General features: G+C 60.2%; 25 protein-coding genes and 1 pseudogene. 11 read left to right on the top strand and 15 right to left on the bottom strand.

Annotated elements, in window-relative coordinates; translation table 11 throughout:
* The first annotated feature begins 70 nt into the window (after positions 1 to 70).
* Entirely contained in the window at positions 71 to 1,129 is a 1,059-nt protein-coding gene (locus E2F50_RS17860; RefSeq protein ID WP_133317536.1) for a four-carbon acid sugar kinase family protein, read from the top strand.
* Position 1,130: 1 nt separating this feature from the next.
* Positions 1,131 to 1,835: a FadR/GntR family transcriptional regulator gene (locus tag E2F50_RS17855; RefSeq protein WP_133317535.1), complete on the top strand. Its 705-nt coding sequence runs from the start codon at positions 1,131 to 1,133 to the stop codon at positions 1,833 to 1,835.
* A gap of 186 nt (positions 1,836 to 2,021) precedes the next feature.
* On the opposite strand, the gene E2F50_RS17850 is transcribed toward E2F50_RS17855, so the two are convergent.
* Genes E2F50_RS17850 through E2F50_RS17840 form a run of 3 tightly spaced genes read right to left on the bottom strand, consistent with a single transcriptional unit; the run spans position 2,022 to position 5,322 of the window.
* Positions 2,022 to 3,143: an iron-containing alcohol dehydrogenase gene (locus tag E2F50_RS17850; RefSeq protein WP_133317534.1), complete on the bottom strand. Its 1,122-nt coding sequence runs from the start codon at positions 3,141 to 3,143 to the stop codon at positions 2,022 to 2,024.
* On the bottom strand, positions 3,140 to 4,114 hold the full coding sequence (pdxA, locus tag E2F50_RS17845) for a 4-hydroxythreonine-4-phosphate dehydrogenase PdxA (protein WP_133317533.1): 975 nt from the start codon (positions 4,112 to 4,114) through the stop codon (positions 3,140 to 3,142). Before pdxA ends, E2F50_RS17850 begins: the two co-directional genes overlap by 4 nt.
* Before the next feature lie 2 nt (positions 4,115 to 4,116).
* Positions 4,117 to 5,322 carry a sialidase family protein gene (locus E2F50_RS17840; RefSeq protein ID WP_133317532.1) on the bottom strand — a complete coding sequence of 402 codons (1,206 nt, stop codon included), beginning with the start codon at positions 5,320 to 5,322 and terminating at the stop codon, positions 4,117 to 4,119.
* 351 nt (positions 5,323 to 5,673) lie between these two features.
* Between E2F50_RS17840 and E2F50_RS17835 the strand changes: the two genes are divergently transcribed.
* From E2F50_RS17835 to E2F50_RS17815, 5 genes are all read left to right on the top strand, one after another.
* A complete protein-coding gene (locus E2F50_RS17835) occupies positions 5,674 to 7,191 on the top strand; it encodes an ABC transporter substrate-binding protein (RefSeq protein WP_133317531.1) in 1,518 nt (505 codons plus the stop codon).
* A gap of 90 nt (positions 7,192 to 7,281) precedes the next feature.
* The gene (locus tag E2F50_RS17830) at positions 7,282 to 8,196 is read left to right on the top strand and encodes an ABC transporter permease (protein ID WP_133317530.1); all 915 of its coding nucleotides are present in this window, start codon (positions 7,282 to 7,284) and stop codon (positions 8,194 to 8,196) included.
* Positions 8,197 to 8,210: 14 nt separating this feature from the next.
* Entirely contained in the window at positions 8,211 to 9,143 is a 933-nt protein-coding gene (locus tag E2F50_RS17825) for an ABC transporter permease (protein ID WP_133317529.1), read from the top strand.
* A complete protein-coding gene (locus E2F50_RS17820; protein ID WP_133317528.1) occupies positions 9,136 to 10,794 on the top strand; it encodes an ABC transporter ATP-binding protein in 1,659 nt (552 codons plus the stop codon). The genes E2F50_RS17825 and E2F50_RS17820 overlap by 8 nt, the downstream gene beginning before the upstream one ends.
* A gap of 52 nt (positions 10,795 to 10,846) precedes the next feature.
* Entirely contained in the window at positions 10,847 to 11,743 is an 897-nt protein-coding gene (locus tag E2F50_RS17815; RefSeq protein WP_133317527.1) for a dihydrodipicolinate synthase family protein, read from the top strand.
* A 369-nt stretch (positions 11,744 to 12,112) separates the two neighbouring features.
* On the opposite strand, the gene E2F50_RS17810 is transcribed toward E2F50_RS17815, so the two are convergent.
* Entirely contained in the window at positions 12,113 to 12,406 is a 294-nt protein-coding gene (locus tag E2F50_RS17810; RefSeq protein ID WP_281029214.1) for an FCD domain-containing protein, read from the bottom strand.
* A gap of 10 nt (positions 12,407 to 12,416) precedes the next feature.
* Here E2F50_RS17810 and E2F50_RS17805 point away from each other — a divergent pair.
* Together E2F50_RS17805 and E2F50_RS23705 are read left to right on the top strand one after the other, a co-directional pair.
* A pseudogene (locus E2F50_RS17805) lies at positions 12,417 to 13,455 on the top strand (tartrate dehydrogenase).
* A gap of 225 nt (positions 13,456 to 13,680) precedes the next feature.
* A complete protein-coding gene (locus E2F50_RS23705; RefSeq protein ID WP_133317526.1) occupies positions 13,681 to 13,926 on the top strand; it encodes an MOFRL family protein in 246 nt (81 codons plus the stop codon).
* Between the two features lie 183 nt (positions 13,927 to 14,109).
* Here E2F50_RS23705 and E2F50_RS17795 read toward each other — a convergent pair whose 3' ends face one another.
* Both E2F50_RS17795 and E2F50_RS17790 read right to left on the bottom strand, forming a co-directional pair.
* On the bottom strand, positions 14,110 to 14,766 hold the full coding sequence (locus E2F50_RS17795; RefSeq protein WP_245515456.1) for an NrsF family protein: 657 nt from the start codon (positions 14,764 to 14,766) through the stop codon (positions 14,110 to 14,112).
* 2 nt (positions 14,767 to 14,768) lie between these two features.
* Positions 14,769 to 15,329: a sigma-70 family RNA polymerase sigma factor gene (locus tag E2F50_RS17790; protein ID WP_133317525.1), complete on the bottom strand. Its 561-nt coding sequence runs from the start codon at positions 15,327 to 15,329 to the stop codon at positions 14,769 to 14,771.
* 154 nt (positions 15,330 to 15,483) lie between these two features.
* Between E2F50_RS17790 and E2F50_RS17785 the strand changes: the two genes are divergently transcribed.
* On the top strand, positions 15,484 to 16,269 hold the full coding sequence (locus tag E2F50_RS17785) for an alpha/beta hydrolase (RefSeq protein WP_133317524.1): 786 nt from the start codon (positions 15,484 to 15,486) through the stop codon (positions 16,267 to 16,269).
* A gap of 594 nt (positions 16,270 to 16,863) precedes the next feature.
* Here the strand turns inward: E2F50_RS17785 and E2F50_RS17780 are convergent.
* Positions 16,864 to 17,790 carry an NmrA/HSCARG family protein gene (locus tag E2F50_RS17780; RefSeq protein WP_133317523.1) on the bottom strand — a complete coding sequence of 309 codons (927 nt, stop codon included), beginning with the start codon at positions 17,788 to 17,790 and terminating at the stop codon, positions 16,864 to 16,866.
* 98 nt (positions 17,791 to 17,888) lie between these two features.
* Here E2F50_RS17780 and E2F50_RS17775 point away from each other — a divergent pair, with 98 nt between their 5' ends.
* A complete protein-coding gene (locus E2F50_RS17775) occupies positions 17,889 to 18,287 on the top strand; it encodes a winged helix-turn-helix transcriptional regulator (protein WP_133317522.1) in 399 nt (132 codons plus the stop codon).
* A 172-nt stretch (positions 18,288 to 18,459) separates the two neighbouring features.
* Here E2F50_RS17775 and E2F50_RS17770 read toward each other — a convergent pair whose 3' ends face one another.
* The 8 genes from E2F50_RS17770 to E2F50_RS17735 form a co-directional block, all read right to left on the bottom strand.
* Entirely contained in the window at positions 18,460 to 18,993 is a 534-nt protein-coding gene (locus tag E2F50_RS17770; RefSeq protein ID WP_133317521.1) for a 2,4'-dihydroxyacetophenone dioxygenase family protein, read from the bottom strand.
* Positions 18,994 to 19,018: 25 nt separating this feature from the next.
* Positions 19,019 to 19,777, bottom strand: coding sequence for an SDR family NAD(P)-dependent oxidoreductase (locus tag E2F50_RS17765; protein ID WP_133317520.1), 759 nt, complete (start codon positions 19,775 to 19,777; stop codon positions 19,019 to 19,021).
* An 80-nt stretch (positions 19,778 to 19,857) separates the two neighbouring features.
* Positions 19,858 to 21,309, bottom strand: a complete 1,452-nt coding sequence (locus tag E2F50_RS17760) for an aldehyde dehydrogenase (RefSeq protein ID WP_133317519.1) — start codon at positions 21,307 to 21,309, stop codon at positions 19,858 to 19,860.
* Between the two features lie 27 nt (positions 21,310 to 21,336).
* On the bottom strand, positions 21,337 to 22,050 hold the full coding sequence (locus E2F50_RS17755; protein WP_133317518.1) for an ABC transporter ATP-binding protein: 714 nt from the start codon (positions 22,048 to 22,050) through the stop codon (positions 21,337 to 21,339).
* The gene (locus E2F50_RS17750; RefSeq protein ID WP_133317517.1) at positions 22,043 to 22,771 is read right to left on the bottom strand and encodes an ABC transporter ATP-binding protein; all 729 of its coding nucleotides are present in this window, start codon (positions 22,769 to 22,771) and stop codon (positions 22,043 to 22,045) included. Before E2F50_RS17750 ends, E2F50_RS17755 begins: the two co-directional genes overlap by 8 nt.
* Entirely contained in the window at positions 22,768 to 23,715 is a 948-nt protein-coding gene (locus tag E2F50_RS17745; protein WP_133317516.1) for a branched-chain amino acid ABC transporter permease, read from the bottom strand. The genes E2F50_RS17750 and E2F50_RS17745 overlap by 4 nt, the downstream gene beginning before the upstream one ends.
* Positions 23,712 to 24,584 carry a branched-chain amino acid ABC transporter permease gene (locus E2F50_RS17740; RefSeq protein ID WP_133317515.1) on the bottom strand — a complete coding sequence of 291 codons (873 nt, stop codon included), beginning with the start codon at positions 24,582 to 24,584 and terminating at the stop codon, positions 23,712 to 23,714. Before E2F50_RS17740 ends, E2F50_RS17745 begins: the two co-directional genes overlap by 4 nt.
* Positions 24,585 to 24,662: 78 nt before the next feature.
* The gene (locus E2F50_RS17735; RefSeq protein WP_133317514.1) at positions 24,663 to 25,904 is read right to left on the bottom strand and encodes an amino acid ABC transporter substrate-binding protein; all 1,242 of its coding nucleotides are present in this window, start codon (positions 25,902 to 25,904) and stop codon (positions 24,663 to 24,665) included.
* Positions 25,905 to 25,974: the final 70 nt, after the last annotated feature.

Below are 25,974 nucleotides of genomic sequence, written 5' to 3'. Positions count from 1 at the left end.
TGCCGCTTCTTATTGACAGCGCGGGCGTTTGAAGGCTTAAAAAGCTTACAACAAGATTTGGTAGCCGCTGATGCTGGTCATTCTCGCTGACGATCTTACAGGTGCGCTTGACTCGGCTGCCCCGTTTGCGGGACGCGGCTTTCGCACTGAGATTGCGCTTCACCGTTTTGCCGTCCATGTTATCGCCGAGAAACGTCCCGACGTGCTTTCAATCAATCTCAATACCCGCGAAATTGGAGCAGATGACGCCCGTCAAGCCACAGCGGCAGTGATCGCGATGCTGCCGGCCGGTGTCCGCCTATTCAAGAAGGTCGATTCCCGTCTCAAAGGCAATATTGCGGCCGAACTCGACGCCATTCCTTACGCAAGTGCTCTTGTCGCACCCGCCATTCCGGAATTCGGCCGCATCGTCGACGCGGGTTGCGTGACCGGCTTTGGCATCGACACGCCGATCGTCATAGCCGACAAGCTCGGGCCGCATGCCGGGCGTGCCAAGATGCCCGACACCCGATCGAGCGCCGACATGGATGCCGTGCTCGATACCGCGCAGACCGAGGGCACCGATCTCATGATCGGCGCACGCGGCCTAGCGGAGGCGCTCGCGCGGCGCATGACGGCACGGATAGAGGCACAGCCGGCCGCCGTGCCCGTTGGCCGTATCACCTTCGTCATCGGCTCGCGCGACCCGATCACGCTCGCGCAGATCGATGCGCTGCGCGCCAGCCACGACGTTGCGTATTTCGCCGCCCCCAACGGCCGGCTGGACACCGCGCCCGACGATGGGGAGCGGGCGGCGCTGACGCTGGTTCAGGCAACGCCGGGGACGGAAGCAGTCGATCCACATCAGGTTTCCGAACTGTTGGCCGAGGCCTTGGCCGGCGAATGCGCGGGCGATCGTGTAGACATGCTCGCAGGCCCCGGCACGACGCTTCTCCTGTCCGGCGGAGCGACGGCGGAAGCGGTGCTGCGAAAGCTCGGACTTTCGAGTATGCTGCTGCATGGTGAATGCCTGCCGGGTCTCGGCCTTGCTTCGGCTGGCGGACGTTGCGTCATCGCCAAATCGGGCGGCTTCGGCCCTCCCGACACGTTGACGCGCATTGCCGACATGGTTTTGGGAAGGACGACCTGAAATGGGGCTGGAAACCGGAACCGCCCGCAGGGGTCTCGCCGACATCGTCTTCGAGCGCATGCTGCGCGCCATCAAGTCGGGCGCCTACAAGCCCGACGAACGCTTGCCGACCGAACATGATCTCGCCGCAGAATTTGAGGTATCGCGCCCGGTCATCCGCGAAGCGCTGAAACGCCTGCGCGACCAGAGCTTGATCTATTCGCGCCGCGGCGCGGGCAGTTTCGTGCGCTCGGTCGGCCTGCGCAATCCGCTCGGTTTTGGCCAGCTGGAGAACGTCGCTGACCTGCTCAACTGCTATGAATTCCGCCTGACGCTGGAACCAGCAGCCGCCGCTGCTGCTGCCGCTCGCCACGACGCCGACCGCCTGATGGCGATCCGGCAGGCGCTGGAACTGCTGCGCGACGCCACCAACCGGCAGTCGCACCGCGAAGACGCCGATTTCCAATTTCATCTGGCAATCGCCCGGGCTGCCCAGAACAATTATTTCTCCACCGCCATGGAAGCGCTGAAGGAGCACATCGCCGTCGGCATGAAGTTCCACGGCGCGTCAATCAAGCGGGAAGTCTCCGGCCTTACGCGGGTTTTCGGCGAGCATGAAGCGATTGCCTCAGCCATCGCCAGTCGCAATGAGGACGAGGCACGAAAGCTGATGCTGGAGCATTTGAATGGGTCGCGCGAGCGGCTGTTTCAGTCGTCGCATCAGTAGCCCCCTCCTTCGTCATCCTCGTGCTCGATCCGAGAACCTAAGCACCGCGCAAAGTTCAGCACAGCAGATGCTCGGGACATGCCCGAGCATGACGATTGTAGGAAAAGTGCGCCTCTTTTCTTCTCTTCAAAAACATAAAAAGGCGGCACGATTGCTCGCACCGCCTCCCTCCTCCAAACCAGCTCCTCAAAAAGCGGAGCGGTAAATCCCCAGCACATCATCGACGCTCATGTCGGCCGGATTATTGTCCATCAGCCTGCGGATGGCATGCGCGTCGGCAGCGAACCGCGAAAGATCGGCTTCGGTGGCGCCATGCTTGGCAAGTGACATTTCAATGCCTAGACCGGCGCAGAAACCATGTGCCTCTTCCCGCAGATCTGCTTGTGACAGACCCTTTCCGAGCCCCAGCGCCTGAGCCACTTCCGCCGTCTTGTCGGCGACGAGCGGCTGGTTGAAGGCCAGAACATGCGGAAACACGATGGCATTGGCGAGCCCGTGCGGCAGGTGCAGAAGCGTCCCGAGCGGGTAAGCGATGGCATGGCCCGCCGCCGTGTTGACGGGCCCAAGGCAGATGCCGCCGTAATAGGAAGCGAGCATCATGCCCTCGCGGGCTTCCCGGTCCGATCCGTCCTTGACGGCGCGGGCAAGATACCTGCCAACGAGCGAAAAACCCATGCGGGCAAAACCGTCAATCATCGAATGCGCGCGTTTGCTGGTAAACGCCTCGACGCAATGGGCCATGGCATCGACGCCGGTAGCGGCCGTCACCTCCGGCGGCACTGAATAGGTCAGTTCCGGGTCGAGCACGGCGAGATCGGCGATCAGGTGCGGGCTTTCCACCGCGATCTTGCTACCCTTGACCGGATCGGTGATCAGCGAGCGGATGCCCGCTTCCGAGCCGGTACCGGCTGTGGTGGCCACCTGCACCAGGCGGGTCTTCCGGCCGGCCACCTTGTTCGGTCCGGCAACATCGGCCAACACCTGTTCCCCATCCCAAAGAGCGGCCACCAGTTTTGCGACATCCATGACGGAACCGCCGCCGAGACCGACGACCAGATCCGGCCGAGCGTCGCGCGCCGCCGCCAGCGCCGCATCGAGCGTGGCGATGTCCGGCTCGCCGGGAATAGAGTCGAACAGGGAAACCTTGCCCGGCAGTTGCAGGCGGTCGACGAAACCGCTGGTGATCGGCGTTGCGATCACGAGCGTCGAGGCAATCTCACCGGCCCAAGGGCCGACCTCGCCGATCGTACCGACGCCGACGATCAGCCGCCTCGGCTGGTGCAGGACGATGACGGGAGCGCTGCTCATGCCTGCGCTCCTTGCAACGCTCCGGCTCTGCCACCGCTCACCAGCTTGCGGGCATAGGCGATTGCCTCCAGCATGTTGCCATGGTTGGCAATGCCCTTGCCGGCAATGTCGAAGGCGGTACCGTGGTCGACCGAGGTGCGGTCGATCGGCAGGTCGACGGAAACGTTCACCGCCGTATCGAAGGCGACGAGCTTGATCGGGATATGGCCCTGATCGTGATATTGCGCCACAACGAGATCAAAGGCACCGGAATAGGCGCGGTGGAACACGGTGTCGGCCGAGATCGGACCATAGGCATCGATGCCTTCGGCACGCGCGGCAGCCACTGCCGGGGCGATCTGCTCGTCATCCTCGGTGCCGAAAAGACCATTCTCGCCGCAATGCGGGTTGATGCCGGCCACCGCGATGCGTGGTGCTGCATAACCGGTGCGTTTCAAATGGTCGTTGCCGGCCTTGATTGTTGCAAGCACCCGTTCGGTCGTAGCGCGGCCAATGGCTTCCTGCAGTGAAACGTGAGTGGAGACGTGGATGACCTTCAGCCTTTCAGAGGCCAGCAGCATATAGGCGGCCGCGGATTGCGTCAGGCTGCGCAGCATGCCGGTATGGCCGTCGTAATGATGGCCGGCAAGGTTCAGCGCTTCCTTGTTGATCGGCGCGGTCACCACACAGCCGATCAAGTCGGCCTCGGCGTCGCGTACCGCCTTTTCGATAAAGCGAAAAGCCGCATCGCCGGCAACCGGCGACAGCGTGCCCCAGGGCAGCGGCGCCCCCTCGATCGGCAGATCGACCACGTAAGGCACAAGATCGATATCGACGTTCAATGCCATCCGCGCCGCTTCCAGCGTCGGCAGGTTGCCGTAGATGCGCGTATCGGCACGGTCCGCATCGCCCATTTCGGCCAGCGCCCGGACCGTGATTTCCGGTCCAACGCCGCACGGGTCACCCATGGTGATGCCGATGATATTGCTCATGATTACTCTCCCGCTTCTGCAGCGCCCGAACCCGTATCGGCCCAGCCGGGTGCCAGACGAACATATTTGATGGCGCGCCTGTGATAGGTGTAGGTGATATGAAGACTGCCGTCGGTGCCTTCCAGCAGCCACGGATAGGACATTTCCCGGTTGTGACCGTCGATGGAATTGTTCGACAGGCAGGTGCCTGGACCATCCTCGATGACAATCCGCTGCGAAAAACTCTTTGCTCCGTCATCGGAAATGCAGACGGCAACCGGCGCCCGCGGCACACCCCAGATGGGCACACAGCCGCCATCCGGATCAGCGTCCGGCCGGTCGTCATCCTCGCCCAGTTCGTCGTAAAGCGAGGCGCGGCGATCTGCAGACATTTCGGCATTGGTCGGGTTGCAGATCATCGCGATACGACCGTCTTTCAGGGTGATCGCGGCAATCGATGAATTGTTGTTGGGCACGTCCGTCGCCTGCGGCGCGGACCATGTGCGGCCGCCATCGGCGCTTTCGGTGTGATAGACGAAATCCGCCTGACGACGTCGGAACACCGCCGCCAGCTTGTCATCGCCAATCGAGACGGGGCTCATGTGTACGCAGCCGGTGGACTGGTGGAGATCCTCGAGAACCCAGGTCTTGCAGCCATCCTGCGAAATACCGACCGCGGCGCGGTCATGGCTGCCATTCCATTTCTGGCCCGGACGCTGGATGCAGCGGAAGATCGGCAGAAGCCATGCGCCATCTTCCCGCACGGTCAGCGGCGCACGAACGAAACAGCCGCGCGGCAGATCGAGAAATTGCCCCTCGCCCGCCGTTAGCTTCGTCGGATCGCCCGCATCGCGCGAAATTTCCGCCACACGGATCCGGCATTCGTCCTGATTGCCGGAAGGCTGCGACGTATGAAACAGCCACAACCCGCCGCCGGGCTGCTGAAACAGCACCGGGTTCTGCTCGGAATGGTGCAAATCGAAACTCAGCCGCTGCGGTTCGCCCCACTGGTCGGAGCCATCGGCCAGCACGGACGCGAAGATCGAGATATCCGACTTGCCTTCCAACGTGCCGCCGAACCAGGCGCAGATCAACGCGCCGTCATCGGCCAGATGCAGGAATGATGCATGGTTTTGGATCATCGGCGAGGCGAGCATCGCCTCATGGCGCGCGGGGCCAACGGCTTTCACCGTGCCGTTCATGACGGTTGCAATCTCATCAGGCGTCATCGGGGTCTCCTCCTACCCGATGAAAATCACCCAAATGATAAAGTTGTCAAGTTTGAAAAATCTCCAGATCTACGGTCGATCATCGTTGTTACCGCAATATAACGTTGAAATTAAACACTAATATGAGATGAAAGTTTGTACAAACGGACGCTTCCCAATAATTAATTTGACAAAGTTGCAAAGAAAACAGATGGTCGCAATCAGCCCAGCAGGCACCGGTCAAGGGACGGAGGCATCCCCAATCGTGGTCAAGGGTCAGGAGGAATGCCTTCAGACCGTGCAAGGCCGGAACAGCCCGCGCGTCATGAGCAGCAAGCGGTGTACTAATCCGCATCCACAGGGAGGAATGACATGAAGACTTCGCAATTGCTTGGGGCCCTGCTGGGTTCCGTTCTCGCATTGGGCACCGGCATCGCACCGGTTCAGGCGGCAACGACCGATATCAAGATCGTCCTGCCGGAAGAGGCAGACCTGCTCGAACCCTGCATGGCGACCCGTTCCAATATAGGCCGTGTCATTATGGAAAACGTCAGCGAGACCCTGACCGAGCTCGACGTGCGCGGCAAGGAAGGCGTCATGCCCCGCCTGGCTGAAAAATGGGAACAGACCGGCGATGGTGCCTGGCGTTTCCACCTGCGTCAGGGCGTGAAATTCTCCGACGGCAAGGCGTTCGGCGCCAAGGATGTCAAATACTCGTTCGATCGCATTTTCAGCGACAAAAACATCTGCGAATCCCGCCGTTATTTCGGCGGCATGAAGTTCGACGTGAAGGTCGTTGACGACAACACAATCGATTTCAAGGTCGATCCGGTTCAGCCGATCCTGCCGCTGCTTCTGTCGCTGGTCACGATCGTGCCGGAAGGCACGCCGCTCGAATTCGTCCGCGAGCCGATCGGCACCGGCCCTTACAAGCTCACCAACTGGACGCCGGGCCAGCAGATCGTGCTTAACGCCCGCGACGATTATTGGGGCAAGAAGCCCGCTGTTACCAAGGCAACCTATCTGTTCCGCTCCGACCCGGCCGTTCGCGCCGCCATGGTCCAGGCCGGCGAAGCGGATCTCGCGCCGTCGATCTCGCAGGTCGAAGCCACCAACGAAAAGACCGACTTTTCCTATCTCGACAGCGAGACCGTTTACCTGCGTATCGATGGCAACATCGCGCCGCTCAACGACGTGCGCGTCCGCAAGGCGCTGAACCTCGCGATTGACCGTCAGGCTTTCATCGGCACGCTGGTGCCGCAGGATGCCGTTCTCGCCACCGCTCTGGTGCCGCCGACAACGCTCGGCTGGAACCCGGATGTGAAGGTGTTTCCCTTCGATCCTGAGCAGGCCAAGAAACTGCTTGAGGAAGCAAAGGCCGCAGGCGTTCCAGTCGATACGCCGATCACGGTCGTTGCCCGCACGGCTAACTTCCCGAACGTGACGGAAATCATGGAAGCCGTTCAGGCGCAGTTGCAGGATGTCGGCTTCAAGATCGATTTGAAGTTCGTCGAAGTCGCGGAACACGAGGTTTATTATTCCAAGCCGTTCAAGGATGGCCGCGGTCCGACCATCGTTGCCGCCATGCACGACAATTCCAAGGGCGATCCCTCCTTCACCATGTTCTTCAAGTATGACTCGAAGGGCACCCAGTCCGGTTACGCCGATCCGAAGGTCGACAATCTGATTGCCCGGGCTTCGGCCGCCACCGGTGACGAACGTGCAAAACTGTGGTCGCAGCTCTTCGCCTATGTTCACGACGATCTCGTAGCCGATGCCCTGCTCTTCCACATGGTCGGTTACTCGCGTGTATCGGAGCGGCTGGACTTCAAGCCGAGCATCGCTACCAACGGCATGCTGCAGCTCTCGGAGATCGGTTTCAAGAAGTAGCCGGACCATAATGAGGGGGTAATCACGACCCCAATCGAAGCGAAATGGGCGGCGGCTCTGTCGCCGTCCATTCCAGCAATCGAGGTCACCATGCTCAGTTTCATCCGCAAGCGCGCCTTCGCCAGCCTCATCTCCCTTATCGGGCTGCTGGTCATGGTGTTCTTCCTGTCGCGCTTGACCGGCGATCCGGCATCGCTCTTCCTTCCCGTAGAAGCTTCCGCCGAAATGAAGGCCGAGTTCCGCGCCCTTCACGGTCTCGATCAGCCGCTGCTCGTGCAGTTCGGCCAGTATGTCGGCAACGTTTTGACGGGTGATCTCGGCGAGAGCCTGCGCAAGGCCCGCCCCGCCCTTGACGTCGTGCTCGAAGCCTTCACATGGACACTCTGGCTCGCCGTCATCACCATGACGTTGGTCACCGTCTGCGCCATCGTCGTCGGCTCGCTCGCAGCTTTCCGCACCGGCGGTTTCTTCGACCGCTTTTCCTCCATGGTCTCGCTGATCGGCGCCTCCGTACCGGATTTCTGGCTCGCCATCGTTGCCATCGTGGTGTTTGCCATCCAGCTGTCCTGGCTGCCGACCTCCGGCACCGGCTCGCTGTCGCACTGGATCCTGCCGATCTGCGTATTGTTCGTGCGCCCCTTCGGCATCATCGTCCAGGTCGTGCGCGGCTCGATGATCTCGGCGCTTTCCTCGGCCTATGTCAAAACGGCCCGCGCCAAAGGCGTCAAGGCGGGCCCGATCATCTTCATCCACGCGCTGCGCAACGCCATGTTGCCTGTCATCACCGTGATCGGCGATCAGGCGGCCAGCCTGCTCAACGGCGCCGTTGTCATCGAAACCATTTTTGGTTTCCCCGGCGTTGGCAAGCTGATGATCGACAGCATCTTGCAGCGTGACTTCAACGTCGTCTTGGCGGCAATCCTCGTCACCGCTTTCGCCATCTTCCTCATGAACCTCGTGATCGACCTCGCTTACGCGCTGCTCGATCCACGCATCCGCTACTGAGGATCGAAATGACCATGGCCATTCCATCCACACCCACCAAGGACGCCGTGATCGCCGAGGAACCAAGCGCCCTGTCACGCGTGTGGCGCATGCTGCTTGCCGACAAGTTCGCGCTCTGCGCTGCCGTCTTTCTCATCTTCGTCGTCCTTATGGCGATCATCGGCCCGACCTTGCTCACTGATCTCGCCACCAAGCAGAACCTGCGCGGCCGCAACCTCGCGCCCTTCATGTTCGATCGCGAATGGTTCATGTGGCTCGGCGCCGATGCGCTCGGCCGTCCGCTTCTGCCACGCATCATCGTCGCCACCCAGAACACCATCATGGTCGCCGCCGGCGCCGTCGTTATCTCGGCCGTCATCGGCACGCTGCTGGGCCTCATAGCCGGTTTCGCATCGGAGCGCGTCAGCCAGGTCATCATGCGTCTCGCCGACGTCATCATGTCCTTCCCCTCGCTTTTGGTCGCGGTGATCGTGCTCTACATCCTCGGCTCGTCCATCATGAACCTCATGCTGGTCCTGTCGATCACGCGCATCCCGGTCTATCTGCGCACGACCCGCGCCGAGGTGCTGGAAATCAAGAGTCGCATGTTCGTGCAGGCGGCCCAAGTCATGGGCGCGTCGAGCAAACGCATCCTCTTCCGCCACATCCTGCTCGTGGTCTTCCCGACGCTGACGACGCTTGCAACGCTCGATTTCGCCTATGTCATGCTGGCCGAAAGTGCCTTGTCCTTCCTCGGCATCGGCATCCAGCCGCCGGAAATCACCTGGGGCCTGATGATCAGCCAAGGCCGTCAGTATCTCACCAATGCCTGGTGGCTGTCCTTCTGGCCGGGTCTGGCGATCATCCTCACCACGCTCTCGCTCAACCTTCTGTCCAACTGGCTGCGGATCGCGCTCGACCCTGTCCAGCGCTGGCGCCTGGAAATGAAAGGACCGAAACATGGCTGATCATCTTCTCGAAGTCCGCAATCTTTCGGTCGATTTTTACACCGGCACCGGCACCGTCCATGCCGTGCGTGACATCTCCTACCACCTCGACCGTGGCGAAACGCTCGCCATCCTCGGCGAGAGCGGTTCCGGCAAGTCGGTGTCGTCCTCGGCGATCATGAACCTGATCGACATGCCGCCCGGAAAAATCGCCTCGGGCGAAATTCTGCTCAACGGTAAGGACCTGTTCAAAATGAGCAGCGAGGCCCGCCGCGAGGTGAACGGCCGTCGCATCGCGATGATCTTTCAGGACCCGCTTAGCCACCTGAACCCCGTCTATACCGTCGGCTGGCAGATGCGCGAGGCGCTGAAAACGCACGGTATCAGCAGCGCCCAAGCTCAGTCGGAAGCGTTGCGGCTGTTCAAGCGCGTCGCTCTTCCCGAGCCTGAAAAAGCGCTCGACAAATACCCGCACGAGTTTTCCGGCGGCCAGCGCCAGCGCGTCATGATCGCCATGGCGCTTGCGCTCAAACCGGACCTCCTGATCGCCGACGAACCGACCACCGCACTCGACGTGACGGTGCAGGCGGAAGTGCTGGCGCTGTTGAAGGAATTGCAGCGTGAAACCGGCATGGGCGTGCTGATCATCACCCACGATCTCGGCGTGGTCTCGGAAGTTGCCGACCGCGTCGTCGTCATGGAAAAGGGCCAGCTGGTCGAAAGCGGCACGGTGCGCGAGGTGTATCACAACCCGCAACACGCCTACACGAAAAAGCTGATCGCCGCCGCCCCCGGCAAGGGCGAAATGCACGAACCGCACGCCACGGGCGATGCCATCCTCAGCGTCAAGGATGCGCGAAAATTCTATGGCGGCTTCGAAGCCCTGAAAGGCGTGTCTTTCGACCTCAAGGCAGGTGAAACCGTCGCCGTCGTCGGGGAAAGCGGCTCGGGCAAATCCACCCTCGCCCGCATCCTGCTGCGTCTGGAAGAAGCCGATGGCGGCACCGCCAAGTGGAAGGGAAAAGACCTTTTTACCATGTCGCCAAGCGACCTGTTCAAGCTGCGCCGTGACCTGCAAATGGTGTTTCAGGACCCCACCCAGTCGCTCAACCCGCGCATGACCGTCTACCAGCTGATTTCCGAGGCCTGGGTCATACACCCGGAAATTCTGCCCAAGGCAAAGTGGCGGGAGCGTGCTGCCGAACTGCTCGATCAGGTTGGCCTGTCACCGGAACATATGGGCCGTTATCCGCACCAGTTCTCCGGCGGCCAGCGCCAGCGTATCGCCATTGCCCGCGCACTGGCGCTTGAACCAAAACTGATCGTCTGCGACGAGGCCGTCTCGGCGCTTGACGTTTCGGTTCAGGCGCAGGTGATCAAGCTTCTCGACAAGCTACGCCGCGACATGGGCATCGCCTTCATCTTTATTGCCCACGACCTGCCGCTGGTGCGTGATTTTGCCGATTACGTGATGGTCATGCAGAAGGGCGAAGTCGTCGAATTCGGGACTGTCGCGCAAGTGTTCGACAATCCGCAAAAGCCCTACACGCAGGCGCTTCTCGCAGCCAGCCTCGATCCCGACCCGGACGTGCAGGCCGCCAATCGCAATGCGCGCCTCACGCATCGACCCGAAAACCGGTCCCGGTTTTCGAAAAGTACGATGCGCATCTAAGAGAGACACAGCGCTGTGCGCTGTGTCGTAGCATCCTGACAGGAACACATCCATGACCAAGAAAGCCTTTGTCGCAATCGTCACCTGCTTCAACGACGACGAAACCATCAATTTTCAGGCCACCCGCGCACAGGTGCGCCGTCAGGTAGCAGCCGGCAACAACATCATGTGCGCCGGCACCAATGGCGATTTTTCCGCCCTCACCCACATTGAGAAGATCAGGCTCCTGGAAGAAGTGGTCGATGAGGTCGGGGGCAAGGTCGATGTCATCGTCAATGCCGGCATGCCCGCTACGTTCGAGACGCGACAACTGGCTAACGAGTTCGACCGCATTGGCGTCACCGGCATCGCTGTCATCACGCCCTTCTTTATCGCCTGCACGCAGGACGGCCTGATCCGCCATTTCTCTACCGTCGCCGATGCAGTCAACACACCGCTCTATCTCTACGATATCCCAGCCCGCACCCAGAACCATATCGAGCCTGAAACCGCTCGAAAACTCGCGACCCACGGTAACATCGCCGGCATCAAGGATTCGGGCGGCGCGCAAGAAACCCTTGCGGCCTACCTCCAGGTCTCGAAAGAAGTCGAAGGTTTCGAGGTCTATTCTGGCCCTGACCATCTCGTCCTGTGGTCGTTGCAGAACGGCGCCGCCGGCTGCATTTCCGGCCTCGGAAACGCTATGCCGGACGTTCTCGCTGGCATCGTCGGCGGCTTCAACTCGGGCAATATCGAGGAAGCTCAGCGGCAGCAGGACATCTACACCGCCTTCCGCACCGACCTCTACCAGCACGGTTTCCCGCCGGCCATGGTCAAGCGCGCTCTCTACCTGCAGGATTCGTCCGTCGGCGCCAGCCGCCAGCCGGCGCTTCTGCCGGACGCGGAGCAGGATCGACAGATCGTTGGAATTCTGAGGAAATTTGATCTTCTGCCGGGAGACATCTGTTAAGATATTTGTTCACAGATATTGCAGATGAACATGACCGGGGTGAAACACATACCGAACAAAGACAGCCCCAATTGATCGCAGTCAACCATGTCGGCGTCGCTGTTCGCGGCCGCAGCCAAGCCTGAACTGGTACCAGAATTATTGCCAGTTCGAACGCCTTTATTGTGACTGTGATCTTGCGCGCCGGGAGCCGTTCAGAAGTGCCGATCGCTTTTGTGTTGAGGCAGGCAGAGGATGGGCGCCGATTGTAATCCTGCTCATGCCATAGCCAACAGAGATCCATCGTCAACCTACATCCCGCTGAATTTGCCTCAAGGCGGCGGCGCTGCAGAGCCTGGGCGTGACCATCTCCACTGCGAGCGGCTCAAGCTAAAGGCTGCGAAGATCATACTTGGCGATCAGAGGCACGAGCGCGTCGTGAGCGTGCTGTCGATGAAGCCGGGCAGCGCGACTGGCCGCCGTGGCATCGCCGTTCTCAATTGCCTCGACTATTGCGTGATGCTCTTCGGACGAGGACATAGGCAAGGGACGGAGCCGCAAGGTAAACATACGTGCCCGATGAAGCTGATCCGCCACCGTTCCCGTCATGCGCATTAATCTGCGGTTGCCGCTGCGAGTAACCAAGGACTGATGGAACACCTCGTCGGCCTGCGCCCAAGCCAGCAGATCTTGTATAGGCCCTGAAGTTATCGCAGCTGGTCTGCAGGTTCTCGAAGCTCTCGCCCAGAGGAGCGGCGACTTCCAGATCCATACCGAGAGCTTCGACTGGGGGTCGGAATATTACCGGAAGCACGGCGTGATGATGCCGGTCGACGGTCTGGAGCAATTGAAAAAAATTCGATGCCATCTTTTTCGGCGCGGTCGGGGCTCCAGACGTTCCGGACCATATCAGCTTGTGGGGTCTGCGTTTGCCGATCTGTCAGGGCTTCGACCAGTATGCCAATGTCAGGCCAACGAAGATCCTGCCGGGCATCACCTCTCCGTTACGCAACTGTGGTCCTGGCGACCTCGACTGGGTCATCGTACGAGAAAACTCCGAAGGAGAATATTCCGGACACGGCGGCCGCGCCCACAGGGGGTTACCCGAGGAAGTCGGAACTGAGGTTGCGATCTTCACGCGCGTGGGCGTGACCCGCATTATGCGGTACGCCTTCAAGCTGGCGCAGGCGCGGCCTCGTAAGTTGCTCACCGTCGTGACCAAGTCGAACGCGCAGCGCCACGGCATGGTCATGTGGGACGAGATCGCCGCAGAAGTCGCGAGGGAATTTTCCGACGTTACCTGGGACAAAATGCTGGTAGACGCGATGACCGTGCGGATGACTCTTCACCCCAAGAGCCTGGACACCATTGTTGCCACGAACCTCCATGCCGACATCCTGTCGGATCTTGCGGGTGCGCTTGCCGGAAGTCTCGGCGTGGCGCCAACCGGCAACATCGATCCTGAACGCCGCTTCCCTTCGATGTTTGAGCCGATCCACGGATCGGCCTTCGACATCACGGGCAAGGGCATCGCAAACCCGATCGCGACGTTCTGGACGGCGGCTCAGATGCTCGAACATCTGGGGGAAGCGGACGCGGCGGCTCGTCTGATGCAGGCGGTGGAGCGCGTCACTGAAGAAGGCATCCTGACGCCTGATGTGGGAGGGACGGCTGACACGAGACGAGTAACGGAAGCGGTCTGCGCGACCCTCGCGGGATCCAACATTCTCTAGCTGAACATGCAGGGGAACAGGTCTTCAAGGGAGGAAGACCATGTAAGGATGCGGAAGGCGAAGCCAGGTGATCTCCCGAATTGATCCGCATCTCGTAGCAGCGCCGCACAAGGCTCTTGAAGCGGCGGCGCCAGTCACCCGACGCCACGCCATCCAGCCTTGGACCCTCGTGACTCGCTGGAGGGCGAGGCGAGGGAGATAGGCCGCGTCTTCGGCGGCATTGCCATGTTTATTTGTGGGGAAGGCCTACCGATAACGTGTCCAGCGGCCCTCACGTCCAGAGACGAAGGGATCGTTACGATCCGCAACAGTGAGCGTGGTCGTGGCGGACGCAATACTAAGTTTCTTACGGGACTTGCTCAGGCACTTAAAGGCGCTTCGAAAATCTGGGCGCTTCCTGGGGATACCGACGGCATGAATGGCCATCGAGATTGGTTAGCGCCGAGTGGGAGGAGTATAAGCCGGCGCTAATCTAAGCAGCTAACGAGCGCTTGCATAAAATCCTGGCTGAAAGATCGAGACGTCCTGCCAGAGCTGTCATAGCTCCATCTGGCAGATGTGCCGAGGTTTTCTTTACGCCGCAGGAGGTTAATAAAACAGATAATCGGCGGGCCTAAGCATGCAGCAACCCAATTGGTCACGCGCTGACACAGGTCACCATCTCAAAGCTATTCGGCCAGTGATTGCTCCGATCACCGCGACTATGCCAATCGAAACCAGATACCACAAAGCAACGAAACTGGCTCCATCGTTAAGGCACGCAATGGTGTAGGAAAGCGCTCCTACCGATCCCGCCAGTAATCCTGCGACTGCTCCCGCTTGTGCCAAATGCGTTGGCGTCCCTGCACGCATTGCTGCAAGAATTGCACCCAGTGCCGGAATGGACGACAGGATGATGACACCCGCGCAAGCGGGTACCGAGTACGTGTGGGCGCCAAGCAACGGGAAACCGCTTCGGTCAAACAAAGAGCCAAGCAGCAGAAACGCTACGCCAGGACCCAGGCCGTGTAATAAATGAACCGGCACACCCGGCTGCACAATATGTCGCGCGACCAGAACAGTGCCAACTGCAATAAGGATCATTCCGACAACCTTGAACTGGAATGTCCACGTCGAAATAATAACCATCAGATCAGGGCGGGTGCCGGCCGTCAGAAGCACAATAGCAGTTGCAGCCAGAAAAGAAACTAGCAGCGCTGCCGCGAGAACGGCATCAAAACGCGGTCGGACCGCCCGCCGCTTGCCTGCCTGTGTTGCAAGTCCTTTGATCAACATAATCGTGTTGTGAGGCAGGTTCTCCTCTTCCGTCATGGTCAAAGCCTTCCCTGGGCGGCTAACATCAGCTTCTTTAACGATCGATGGAAGGCAACCCGTACCGCAGCGTCGCTTGTACCGAGCTTTTTGGCTGCCTCGCCAGTGGACGCACCTTCAAGGGCAATAGTGCGAACGGCAGCCTGTTCTTTGCGAGGCAATTCCGATATCAATCTCTCAGCGTCTGCTAAGTTGTGGTCGAAATTTATGCAGTCGGATGTGAACATTCGTGCCCATTCCTCTTCAGACAGATCAATGCGCATTCGGGCATCACGGCCGAGACGCCGGCTGGTGTCGATGATCTTGTAGCGTGTGATTGCGTTCAACCATGGCAGCAGAGGTCTTTGGATGTCCCACTGGTCGCGGCGCGAATGAACTGCAATCAGCACCTCCTGCACGACATCTTCCGTTTCTGCGACACCGAACCTCGTCCTTCGCAGATGCGTCTCTACCAAACGTCGTAAGAATATCGCAAACTCCCGTAGAAAAGCCTCATAAGCCATGCTGTCGCCGACCCTTTCGGCACGCATCGCCTCCGCCCATCTGATTTCCCGTGTGTCCATGTGACTATAATTCGTTTCGGGAGCGCTGTTGTTACGTGGGATGTTAGAAATATTTTACTGCCCGGCGATCATCACATGAACGTGAGCATGTAAGATTCATGGAGCCGGTTCGAAAGACGTCCTGAAGCATGTGCTTTGAGACAGGAGACCCTGAATGAACATCAACCGACGTACATTTTCCGCTACAGTACTTGCAGGCGCTGCGGCCTCGCTTGTCTCGAAGCCAAGCATGGCCGCTCCGGCGGTTGCCAGGCCAATAAAGGCGCGTAACATTGTTTTCGTCCATGGGCTTTTCGCAGATGGCTCATGCTGGAGCGAGGTCATAGCTCAATTGCAGCCCAAAGGGCTGAACATCACTTCCGTTCAGAACCCGCTGACGATCCTTCCCGAGTCGGTGGCGGCTGCAGAACGTGTCCTGGCCCGCCAGGATGGGCCGACCGTTTTGGTCGGTCATTCTTTCGGCGGCATGATCGTCACTCAAGCCGGCATGCACCCCAACGTGTCGGCTGTTGTCTACATCGCGGCTCGCGCGCCTGATGCGAATGAGGATTTTGGGGCTCTTGCAAAGACCTTTGCCACGCCACCGGCGTCGGCAGGCATCGTGTTTGACGGCGACGAGGGTAGACTCACCAAAGAGGCATTTCTTCGAGATTTCGCCGGGGACGTTCCTCAAGACCGGGCCGAGGTTCTCTATGCAACTCAATACCCATTCCAGAAAGCCCTCCTTTCTGGAAAAGTCACTGAGGCGGCTTGGCGGCACAAGCCAAGCTTTTATGCCGTGTCGAGCGAAGACCGCACCATCAACCCAGACCTTGAGCGGTTTCTTGCCAAACGAATGGGAGCAAAAACAATCGAGCTGAAGGCGAGCCATCTCTCTCTGATCTCCCACCCTCGTGAAGTCTCCGAACTTATCTTGGAAGCTGCCGGCCAAAACACTTAGAGCTGTCATCCAGGCATACATGATGATTAATCCCGGAATCCACTGGCTCAACCCCTGAAGTGCTTGGTCTTCCGGGATCAGTCTGCAAAGCTAACAGGGTGGCGTCAGGCATCACGCTGGATTTGGTGTACGGCCGAAAGAGAGGCTGTTAAGACTCCTGACAGTCCCGACATAAAGGAAACGGCCACCGCGGCAGCTCCGCCCGGCAAGGCTATTTGGTCGGCCATCTCACCGGGACCTTCTTCAACAAGCCACTTTTCGCAGAGGCTGTCCCACTGGTCCATTATTGCGACGGGATTAAAAACGCGGCGGCGGAAGCATGGAGCGAGATGCAGGGCAGCTCATCATCAATGTCAATTCGCTCCTGGATCTAGCCATTGACATCATAGTCTCATTGGGCGTCCACCTGATGCAAGAATGGCTTCGTTTGGGAGACACCCAGTTCGATGACCCCCCTATATAGCCAATGCATAACACTCTTCAAAATCGCACCAATCCCACCACTGGGTTTTGGCCGGCACAATAGCCAAACGAACGACGGTGCCGCCATTTCTGACTATGCTTTACCCCCCTTCGAGCGGAATCGCCTACCATCTATTCATCATCGGCTTTACTAAATTTCCAACTGCCACCGGCTTCAAGTGCCTGTTCAAAGGTCTTTCGGCCGGGGCCCTGCAGCCAGGACTTGAAGGACCACAGCTCCGGATTGATCTGGCGCATCTGGTCGAGGTTGGCATGCCCTGCCAGCCTTCCGTCGTCCACTAGTGCCGCCAGCTTTTGCAAGAAGGGGTTGGCTGCTAGAACTTCGTCGGGGAAGCGTGCGTAGGGGATGGGCCGCCCTGCCATCTCAGAGAATAACTCCTGCAACTCAAGGCCTGAAACCGTATCACTGGCGATTTCAAAGGTCTGCCCGCCAAACCGGGCAGGATCAGCGAACACTGCCGCGACGATCTTGCCGATGTCTTCCACCGCCAGCACCTGGATGGCGCGTTCGGGATGCATGAAGAAGGTGTAGTGGCCTTGATCAAGACCGAAGCCCGGCATGAGCAAAAGCTCCATGAAAGTTGAAGGTCGCACGATCGTGGAAGTGATGGGCAACGTGCGAATATGCTTTTCGATCTGCGCCTTGGTGTCGTAGTGGGCGACACCGGTCGGCTGATCGCCTGCGGCACTACCAGACGTGTAAACAAGGTGCTTGACGCCAGTCTCGACAGCCAGGTCAGCAATGGTCGTCCCGTAGCGTACTTCGTCCTCGTCGCTCACGACCCCGCCCGGTGAGCTGGGCTGCACACTGAACACGCCATAGGCGCCGTTCATTGCAGCCCGCATGGCATCTGCATCATCGAACGACCCTTCAACAAGCTCTACCCCGGCATCACGGAGCGCTTCTGACTTCTGTGCTGTCAGCTCCCGAACCATAGCTCGCACCGGCCATCCAGACCGCGACAGTGCGGCAGCGACCGACCCGCCTTGCTGGCCGGTCGCCCCGAAAACTAGAATAGGCTGTTTCTCAGTGGGCATGTCTCATCCTCGTGTTGCACAAGGGTTCCCCATATATACCCTTGAACGACCGGCGGAAGACGGCACATTTTGCAGCCTCAGGCACAGGAGTGATACGATTGGAAAAACAGATTCACGGCCGCCGCTACGAAGAGCGGAATAACAAGCCGCTTTTCAAGCCCTGTGCCCCCAACAGCGTGCTGACCCGGCTCGGCGACAAGTGGACGATTCTCGTCATGTCGCACTTGGCTTTGGCAGATGGCCATCGGTTACGGTTTTCCGAGCTCAAGCAGGGCATTGAGGGTATAACTCAACGCATGCTAACGCTGACGCTTCGCAATCTTGAGCGGGATGGCCTGCTGATCCGCGAGTATTTTCCTGAAGTGCCGCCGCGTGTCGAATATCAATTGACCGACATGGGCGCGAGCATGCTCCCGGCGTTGGAAGGATTCACATCATGGATCAGAAACAACTGGCCTAGTATTGAGGAGTGCAGGAAGACTTACGATCAGCGCTAAAGACCGAGGCGGTCCGCCACACCCTATGAGTTCCCCTGAATGCGGGAACGCACTGGCAAACAGACCGCCGAACATCTCGCTCAATCAAAGGCATTTGGCTTTCTTGTCCCTTCCTGCGGAAGTATGCCTCGAATCTTCGAAGCCGGCCGCCGAAACGCCCGTACCCGCATCTTCAGCGGAACAGCGTATCAACACACGCCTTGCCAAAGCCGACTTTCTCATAGTGGTCGCGACACAGCGCGATGTAATTATGTACGTCGAAGAAGCCATTTGGTTCGCCCTGCTCGTCGAGCCAGATCAACGGCCCCTTCACCTGGAAAAACACCTTCATCGGCTGTTCGTGCTCATATGCGACCAGGGTATGTCCCTCGCCGGGCGTCTCATAAACGAAATCTCCCGCGGTCGCCGTCCAGTCGTGCTCCAGATATCCCCACTTGCCGGATATCGTATAAGCGAAGACCTCGTGCGGATGATAATGGCGATTCACCAGACCGGCCTGCTTGGCCATCAGGATATCGCACCACTTGTTCTGCGTGGGAGAGATCCAGAGGGGACGGGAGAACACTGTTTCCGTGAAGGGGACATAGTATCGCTCGTCCTCGGTCGCAGCGTTGCTGATATAGACCTCCGGCAGCGCGTCCGGCTGAAAAACCTTCGTGACTGGCGCGAGATCCTTCCAGAATTCGGTTGTAGCTAGTTCGGGCATGATTTCCTCCTTGGTATTTGATGTTTCAGACGCTCATACCGCCGTCGACCAGCAGCGTTGTTCCGGTGACGAAGCTGGACTGGTCGGAGGCAAGGTAGAGCACGGAGCGGGCGACTTCCGCGGGGGTGCCATGACGCCCCAGCGGAATCATGGCGTTGAAGAAGGCGTTAGCGTCGCGGCCTATGGCTTGCCCCAACCCTTTCTCAACGGCAAGTTGGAAGCCGTTGTCGATCGGGCCCGGATGGATGGTGTTGACGCGGATGTTGCGTGGTGCAAGCTCCTTGGCAAGGCAGCGCATCAGCCCGACCTGAGCATGTTTGGCAGTGATATAGGCATAGACGCCTGGATCGCCGCGCAGGCCGGCGACAGATGAGGTAATGATAATCGATCCGCCATCGCGCATGTGGGGCACGGCGTGCTTGGCTGCCAGAAAAGCTCCCTTTACGTGCACTTGCTGCACTTGGTCGAAGATGTCATCCGGATAGTCTTCGATCGGAGCGACGGTTCCAAAATTCCCTGCATTGGAAAACAGCACGTCGATTGCTCCGAAGCGCTCCACTGCCCGCGCCACATAGGACTTGGCATCGGCTGCACTGGAAACGTCAGCGGGGATCAGCTCTACCTGGTCTTCGGACAGCCCTTCCGCTGCTTTTTCGAGGCTCGCCTGCGAAAGATCGACCAGCACCACCCTGGCACCCTCTTCGATAAAAAGCTTTGCGGCGGCAAGTCCAAGGCTCCCCGCTCCTCCCGTGATGATACAGGTCTTGTTCTGGAGAAGCGGCATCTGGGATCCTCTTTCGACGGCTGGTGTTCATCCGGCTCATGCACAGCCGCCGCCTGTCGAAGGCATGGCGGCAGAGCGGTTCAGATTGGGTAGTGAATGGGGCCATCCTGGATGGTGATCCAGCGCAGTTCGGTGAACTCCGCGATGCCAGCTTTGCCGCCGAACCGCCCATAGCCGGACTCCTTGACGCCACCGAAGGGCATCTGCGCCTCGTCATGAACGGTCGGGCCATTGATGTGGCAGATGCCGGATTCGATCCGACGCGCGACACCCATGGCACGATTGATGTCCCGGCCGAAGACGGCGGCAGAGAGCCCGTATTCCGTATCGTTCGCCACGCGCACGGCCTCGTCCACGGAGCCGACGCGGATGATGGATGCAACAGGGCCGAAGCTCTCCTCGCCGTAGATGCGCATTGCCGGCGTCACCTGGTCGAGCAGCGTCGCCTCGACGATCGTCCCTTCGACGCCGCCGCCTGCGACAAGCACGGCGCCCTTCGAAACCGCATCGCGAACAAGCATGTCCAGCCGCTGCGCTGCACGTGCATCGACCACGGAGCCCAGAGGGGTGTTGCCCTTGCGGGGATCACCCGCGTCCAGCGTCTGAACCTTTCCAGCCATCGCCGAAACAAAGTGGTCCGCAATCTTCTCATCGACGATGATCCGTTCCGTCGACATGCAGATCTGACCTTGGTTCATGTAAGCGCCAAAGGCGGCTGCCGCGACGGCTTCCTGGATATCGGCATCGTCGAGCACGATCAGCGGCGCCTTGCCTCCGAGCTCCAGCAGGGCGGGCTTCAGGTGACGACCGGCGCTCTCTGCGATCAGCCGGCCAACCCGGGTCGAACCCGTGAAGTTGATCCGCCGGATGGCGGGATGGGCAATCAGCGTCTCGACGATTTCCCCGGCATCCTCCGGCGCGTTGGAGATCGCATTCAACACACCTTCCGGCAGTCCCGCATCGTGCAGGGCATCGACGATCAGCCGGTGAGTGCGCGGGCAGATTTCGGAGGTTTTCATCACCACGGTATTGCCGCAGGCGAGCGGCATGGCGATGGAACGGACACCCAGAATGACCGGAGCGTTCCATGGCGCCATCGACAGGATGGCCCCAACCGGCTGCCGAACAGCCATGGCAAGGCTTCCGGGGCGGTTTGACGGAATGACTTCGCCGACGATCTGCGTGGTCATGGACGCCGCCTCGCGAAGCATGTCGGAAGCAAGCGTTACGTTGAACATCGCCCAGCCGGCTGTCGCGCCTGTTTCCGCAGCCATGGCCGCGACGAATTCCGGAGCTTTTTCCTGAAGCCGTTCGGCTGCAGCCAGCAGGATCTTGCGCCGCGCTCCGGGGCCGAGGGAGGACCAGCCTGGAAAGGCCTTGGCCGCTGCATTCGCGGCCTGCCGCGCATCCTCCACCGAGGCGGCGGCAACAGTCGATGCAACTTCCCCGGAAATCGGATTGAGGCGCTCGAAGTGCCGGCCATCAGTTGCCTGCACTTCCGCGTTATTGATTTTCAGGCCCAACATGGTCATAGGATCCTCCTCCCTTGCGTTTCCGGTTCAATGCGCCGCGCCAAGAAACGCTCGCTGGACGGCTGGATCACCCAGCAATCCCTCCGCCGTGTTCTCACCGCCGATGCGACCCGCTTCCGCGAGATATCCGCGGTCGGCGATCGACAGGCTCATCTTGACGTTCTGCTCGACGATCAACAGAGCAAGGCCCCGTTCCCGGATCCGGCCAAGGCTCTTGAAAAGTTCGCCCACCACCACTGGCGCCAGGCCGAGGCTCGGTTCGTCGAGCATCAGAAGGTCGGGCTTCGACATGAGCGCACGTCCGATCGCGACCATCTGCTGCTCACCGCCGGACATCGTGTTGACGTATTGCGCCCGCCGCTCCCTTAGCTTCGGAAAAAGTTCGTAGACAAAGGCGCGGCTATCTTCCGCATCGATCCTCGCCCGCTTTGCATAGGCACCCAAGGCAAGGTTTTCCTCTACGGTGAGGTCGCCGAATACGCCGCGGCCTTCGGGAACAAGCGCTATTCCCAGCTCGACCACCCGATGCGCCGGAACTCCGGTGATCGCCTGCTTGCCGAAGCTGATGACGGTGCCCTTGTCCGGCTTTGTCATCCCGGCGATCGATTTCAGGAGCGAAGACTTGCCCGCGCCGTTTGCGCCGAGGATCACCACGGTCTCACCCTTGGCAACCCTGATCGACACTCGGTTCAGCGCCACATGCCGGCCGTAGTGAAGAGAAAGATCCGCGACCTCAAGCATAGGCCTCTCCCAGATAAGCGGTAACAACCTCCCGGTCGGCCAGCGTGGCCGCGGTCGGCCCATCTGCGATCTTGCGGCCGGCATTCATCACGACGCAGCGGCTGCAGAGCGCCCGGATCGCATCCATCATGTGCTCCACCATCAGGATCGTCGCCCCGCGCCGCTGGATGGAACGGATGAGCTCGATCCCTGTCGCCATTTCGGTCGGATTGAGACCCGCCAGCCACTCGTCGAGCAGCAGCAGTTCGGGCTCCAGCGCCAGCGCACGAGCCAGCTCCATGCGCTTCTGGTCGATATAGGTCAGTTCCTGCGCGCTCTGATCCGCCCGATGCGCCAGACCGACTTCGTCGAGCCGCTGCAGCGCCTCCGCCTGAGCCGCCTTTCCCCATAACTTGCGCCGGCCGAAGGCAAGCGCTGCGACAACGTTTTCGCCGACCGTGAGCGAAGGAAGCCCGCGCACCAGCTGAAAGGTCCGGCTGACGCCCTTCAGAACGATCTGGTTCGGCGCGAGGCCGGAGATCGTCTGCCCACCAAGCGCGATCCTCCCGCTGGTGGCCGGCAAGTGGCCGGAGATCATGTTCAGCACCGTGGTCTTGCCGGATCCGTTCGGCCCCAGCAATCCGACAACCTCTCCCGGAGCAACCGAGAAAGAGACACTGTTTACTGCAGTTAGCCCGCCGAACCGCTTAGTCAGTTCTTCTATTTTCAGGAGTTCGCTCATTCTGCTACCGCCGGAAGCTTCTTGATCTCTCTGCGACGCCAGCGCTTCCAGTTTTCCTCCACGAAGGCCAGGACTCCGCGGGGCAGGACGAATACGATAGCGATGAAGACGAGGCCGAGGATGATGGAGTAGTGATTGGGGAAATGTGCCGACAGCCACTCGAACAGCAGAAAAAGGGGAACGGCGCCGAGCAGCGGCCCGGTCAACCGATGCGCCCCTCCCAGCAAGGCCATGATCAAGGTCAGGAACGAGATGGTGGGGTTGAAGGCGATCGTGGGTTCGACATAGGTCCAGCGAGGCGCCTGGATGGCTCCCACCAGGGTGATGATGACGGAGGACACTGCAAATAGTGCCAGCTTCATCCGGGCGATGTTGATGCCGCAGTGGGCCGCCACCACTTCGTCGTCGCCGATCACTTTCAGCGCCATCCCGACGCGGCTACGGCCGACCCACCAGGAGATGATGAAAGTAGCGGTCGCCAGCGCCAGAAGCTGCCAATAGATGCCCTCAGGTGTCACCGGAAGGAAGATGTAGCGGCCGAGAGTTCCGGTCATGTTGACTTCGTACCAGGTAACCAGCTGGCGAATGAGCTCGGCCAGGCCGAACGTGAAGATCACGAAATAGACGCCGGCCAGTCGTAGAGTCGATAGCCCGACCACGATCGCGACACCCAGTCCGACCGCTCCCGCGGTGACGAGCACCAGCGGGTACGGCATGGACTCGCTCAGTACCGCGACGGTGTAGGCACCGATCCCGAAGAAAGCGACTGTCGCGAGCGAAACATAACGAGTGGGGCCCGAAAAGAGGGCCCAGGCGGAGGCAAGCGTCACATAGCCCAGCATGCCTATCCCGAGCGTGACGCCGTAGCTGTCTGCGAACAAGGGGATGCAGGTCAGTCCGATCACCGCGGCCAGGAAGAGAATGGGCGGAAGAAAGCGCGTCATCGTGCAATCCTCCCGAACAGGCCGGCCGGCCGCCAAAGAAGCACGGCGAGAAAGATCATGTAGGTGGCAGCAAGCGTCAGGCCCGGGTCGATGTAGGTCGAAACGAAGGTCTCCACCAGACCGAGCAGGAGGCCGGCGGACAAGGCGCCGAGGATGTTTCCGACACCACCCATGATCACGACGATGAGTGCCTTCATGGTGAACACCACCCCGCTGGTGGCCGTGAATGTCTGATACATCGAGATGACCACGCCGCCTGATGCGGCCAGGGCGCCTCCGAGCGCGAAGGCCAGCCGTGCGGCACGATTGACATCGATACCGACCAGCGGTGCGGCGGCGGGATTTACGGCGACCGCGCGAAGCGCCGTTCCCCACAATGTTCTTGTCAGCACCAGGTAGAGGCCGCCGCCGAGAACCAGGGCCAGCACCAGGGCAAGGACCCGGTTGGTAGCCAGTGTGGCGCCAAAAATCGTCACCGGGTCGTTGAGGTAACTGTAGCTGGTGAAATTCGCCCCGAACAGAACGAGCATTACGCCCTGGATGACGAATAGCAGGCCGAAAGTGGCGAGAATGGAATCGATCTCAAGGCTGGCCTTGTCGCGGGCCCGCGCCACCAGCGGGCTCATCATCACGCCATAGACGAGATACCCCAGGACGAAACCGAAAGGCACTGCGAACACCAAGCCCGCAACGGGATTGATGCCGAGGTTGGAAAACAGCACGTAGGCCAGGAAGGCTGCCGATATGATCATCTCGCCATAGGCAAGATTCATGATGCGGGAAATGCCGTACTGGAGCGTCAACCCCATAGCCACCAGCGCATAGGTTCCGCCGAGAACGAGCCCGGACAACAGGGCCGCGATGAACATCGGGCCATCTCCTTCATATGCTTGAATTGACGGAAGCCGCGGCGACAAGCCGGCCCGCGGCCTCCCGCGCCGGAGTTGTTACTTCTTCTTCCACTCGCCGCGTGGCAGCACAGCCTTGCTGGCGCCCGGACGATCCGAAGGCATGACGCCCACGAACTGGCCGTTCTGCCACTGGCCGGTCCACCAGAGCTGCCGCAACTGGTTGTTCTCGAACTTGGTTTCGCCGAGAACGGTCTGGAAGGTTCCGGAAGCAAGCTCTGCCGAGACCGCTGCCTTGTCGAGGCCCTTGCGCTTGATGGCCTCCTGCAGCATCTGCAGGCTGGCATAGGTGATGACGCTGCCCCAGTAGTCCGGGGCGACGCCCGTCACAGCCTCATGCCTCTTGCGATAATCCGCATTCATCGTGTTGCTGGGATCAATGCCGCCGAGGCTCATGATGCCGGTGGCGTTCTCGCCGTTGTTTTTGCCGTAGATGGGAAACCCGGTGCCGACACCCAGGTAAAGGATCTTGGGGCTGAAGCTGGCGACCTGCGCCTGCTGGGTCAGCGCAAAGGTTTCCGGAGGATAGGAGAAGGCGACGAATGCATCGGCGCCGCTGGACTTGGCTTCGTTGATCATCGGCGAGAAGTCGGACGTGCCGGCGGGATAGGTCTTGTCGTAGACCACCTCGATGCCCTTCTCCTTGAAGGCCGGGCGGGCGGCGGTGACGAGATCAATGCCGAAACCGTCTGCGACCGAGATCATAGCGACCTTACCGTTCACGGTGCCGGCCGCCTTTGCGCCGGAAACAATGGCGGCGAGAGCGCCAGCATAATCGTGGCCGCCGCCGAGCATCCAGAAGCTGTTCTTCCAGCGCTTGACGAAATCCGGGGCCTTGTCGGTCACAGCCGAGACGGCGAGCTGGGGATAGCCGAAGCGGTCGTAAAGCGGTGCGACTGCTAGGTTGAAGCCGGTGCCCCACGGCACAAGCATGAAATCCACCTTGTCCTGGGTCGCGAGGCGCTCGGTAGCACGCACCACCTCCTCCGCAGAGGACCGGTCGTCGTATTCGACGATTTCGAGAGGCAGCTTCTTGCCGTCCGGCATTTCCAGGCCGCCAGCATCGTTTACGTCCTTCACCCACAGCTGATAGTTCGGCAGCGTGGTGATCCCTGCCCCGCCAGCATTGCCGCCGGTCTTGGAGATGGCATATCCGATCTTGACGGATTTACGATTCTGGGCAGCCGCTTCGCTGTGGAAGCCTGCCACGGCACCAACTGTCAGTGCCGTCGTCGCAAGCGCTATCGTTCGCAGGACATGCCTGCGCTGAATGGTCCTCATGATGATCCTCCCGATCTGACCTGCTCCCACAGGTCGTTCCCGCCAACCCGTCACCGCACACCTGTGGCTC

The organism is Rhizobium deserti (assembly GCF_004358025.1).
Taxonomy (GTDB): Bacteria; Pseudomonadota; Alphaproteobacteria; order Rhizobiales; family Rhizobiaceae; genus Neorhizobium; species Neorhizobium deserti.
This window is presented reverse-complemented; position numbering and strand designations above follow the sequence as displayed.

What these genes read in the sequence shown, in the direction of transcription:
- E2F50_RS17840 (WP_133317532.1), bottom strand. Translation starts at nt 5,322, where the DNA reads ATGACGCCTGATGAGATTGCAACCGTCATGAACGGCACGGTGAAAGCC.
- E2F50_RS17745 (WP_133317516.1), bottom strand. Translation starts at nt 23,715, where the DNA reads ATGACGCGCTTTCTTCCGCCCATTCTCTTCCTGGCCGCGGTGATCGGA.
- E2F50_RS17820 (WP_133317528.1), top strand. Translation starts at nt 9,136, where the DNA reads ATGGCTGATCATCTTCTCGAAGTCCGCAATCTTTCGGTCGATTTTTAC.
- E2F50_RS17755 (WP_133317518.1), bottom strand. Translation starts at nt 22,050, where the DNA reads ATGCTTGAGGTCGCGGATCTTTCTCTTCACTACGGCCGGCATGTGGCG.
- E2F50_RS17765 (WP_133317520.1), bottom strand. Translation starts at nt 19,777, where the DNA reads ATGCCGCTTCTCCAGAACAAGACCTGTATCATCACGGGAGGAGCGGGG.
- E2F50_RS17760 (WP_133317519.1), bottom strand. Translation starts at nt 21,309, where the DNA reads ATGACCATGTTGGGCCTGAAAATCAATAACGCGGAAGTGCAGGCAACT.
- pdxA (WP_133317533.1), bottom strand. Translation starts at nt 4,114, where the DNA reads ATGAGCAATATCATCGGCATCACCATGGGTGACCCGTGCGGCGTTGGA.
- E2F50_RS17830 (WP_133317530.1), top strand. Translation starts at nt 7,282, where the DNA reads ATGCTCAGTTTCATCCGCAAGCGCGCCTTCGCCAGCCTCATCTCCCTT.
- E2F50_RS17740 (WP_133317515.1), bottom strand. Translation starts at nt 24,584, where the DNA reads ATGTTCATCGCGGCCCTGTTGTCCGGGCTCGTTCTCGGCGGAACCTAT.
- E2F50_RS17850 (WP_133317534.1), bottom strand. Translation starts at nt 3,143, where the DNA reads ATGAGCAGCGCTCCCGTCATCGTCCTGCACCAGCCGAGGCGGCTGATC.
- E2F50_RS17835 (WP_133317531.1), top strand. Translation starts at nt 5,674, where the DNA reads ATGAAGACTTCGCAATTGCTTGGGGCCCTGCTGGGTTCCGTTCTCGCA.
- E2F50_RS17815 (WP_133317527.1), top strand. Translation starts at nt 10,847, where the DNA reads ATGACCAAGAAAGCCTTTGTCGCAATCGTCACCTGCTTCAACGACGAC.
- E2F50_RS17750 (WP_133317517.1), bottom strand. Translation starts at nt 22,771, where the DNA reads ATGAGCGAACTCCTGAAAATAGAAGAACTGACTAAGCGGTTCGGCGGG.
- E2F50_RS17770 (WP_133317521.1), bottom strand. Translation starts at nt 18,993, where the DNA reads ATGCCCGAACTAGCTACAACCGAATTCTGGAAGGATCTCGCGCCAGTC.
- E2F50_RS17855 (WP_133317535.1), top strand. Translation starts at nt 1,131, where the DNA reads ATGGGGCTGGAAACCGGAACCGCCCGCAGGGGTCTCGCCGACATCGTC.
- E2F50_RS17825 (WP_133317529.1), top strand. Translation starts at nt 8,211, where the DNA reads ATGGCCATTCCATCCACACCCACCAAGGACGCCGTGATCGCCGAGGAA.
- E2F50_RS17795 (WP_245515456.1), bottom strand. Translation starts at nt 14,766, where the DNA reads ATGACGGAAGAGGAGAACCTGCCTCACAACACGATTATGTTGATCAAA.
- E2F50_RS17735 (WP_133317514.1), bottom strand. Translation starts at nt 25,904, where the DNA reads ATGAGGACCATTCAGCGCAGGCATGTCCTGCGAACGATAGCGCTTGCG.
- E2F50_RS23705 (WP_133317526.1), top strand. Translation starts at nt 13,681, where the DNA reads ATGTTTATTTGTGGGGAAGGCCTACCGATAACGTGTCCAGCGGCCCTC.
- E2F50_RS17860 (WP_133317536.1), top strand. Translation starts at nt 71, where the DNA reads ATGCTGGTCATTCTCGCTGACGATCTTACAGGTGCGCTTGACTCGGCT.
- E2F50_RS17780 (WP_133317523.1), bottom strand. Translation starts at nt 17,790, where the DNA reads ATGCCCACTGAGAAACAGCCTATTCTAGTTTTCGGGGCGACCGGCCAG.
- E2F50_RS17790 (WP_133317525.1), bottom strand. Translation starts at nt 15,329, where the DNA reads ATGGACACACGGGAAATCAGATGGGCGGAGGCGATGCGTGCCGAAAGG.
- E2F50_RS17785 (WP_133317524.1), top strand. Translation starts at nt 15,484, where the DNA reads ATGAACATCAACCGACGTACATTTTCCGCTACAGTACTTGCAGGCGCT.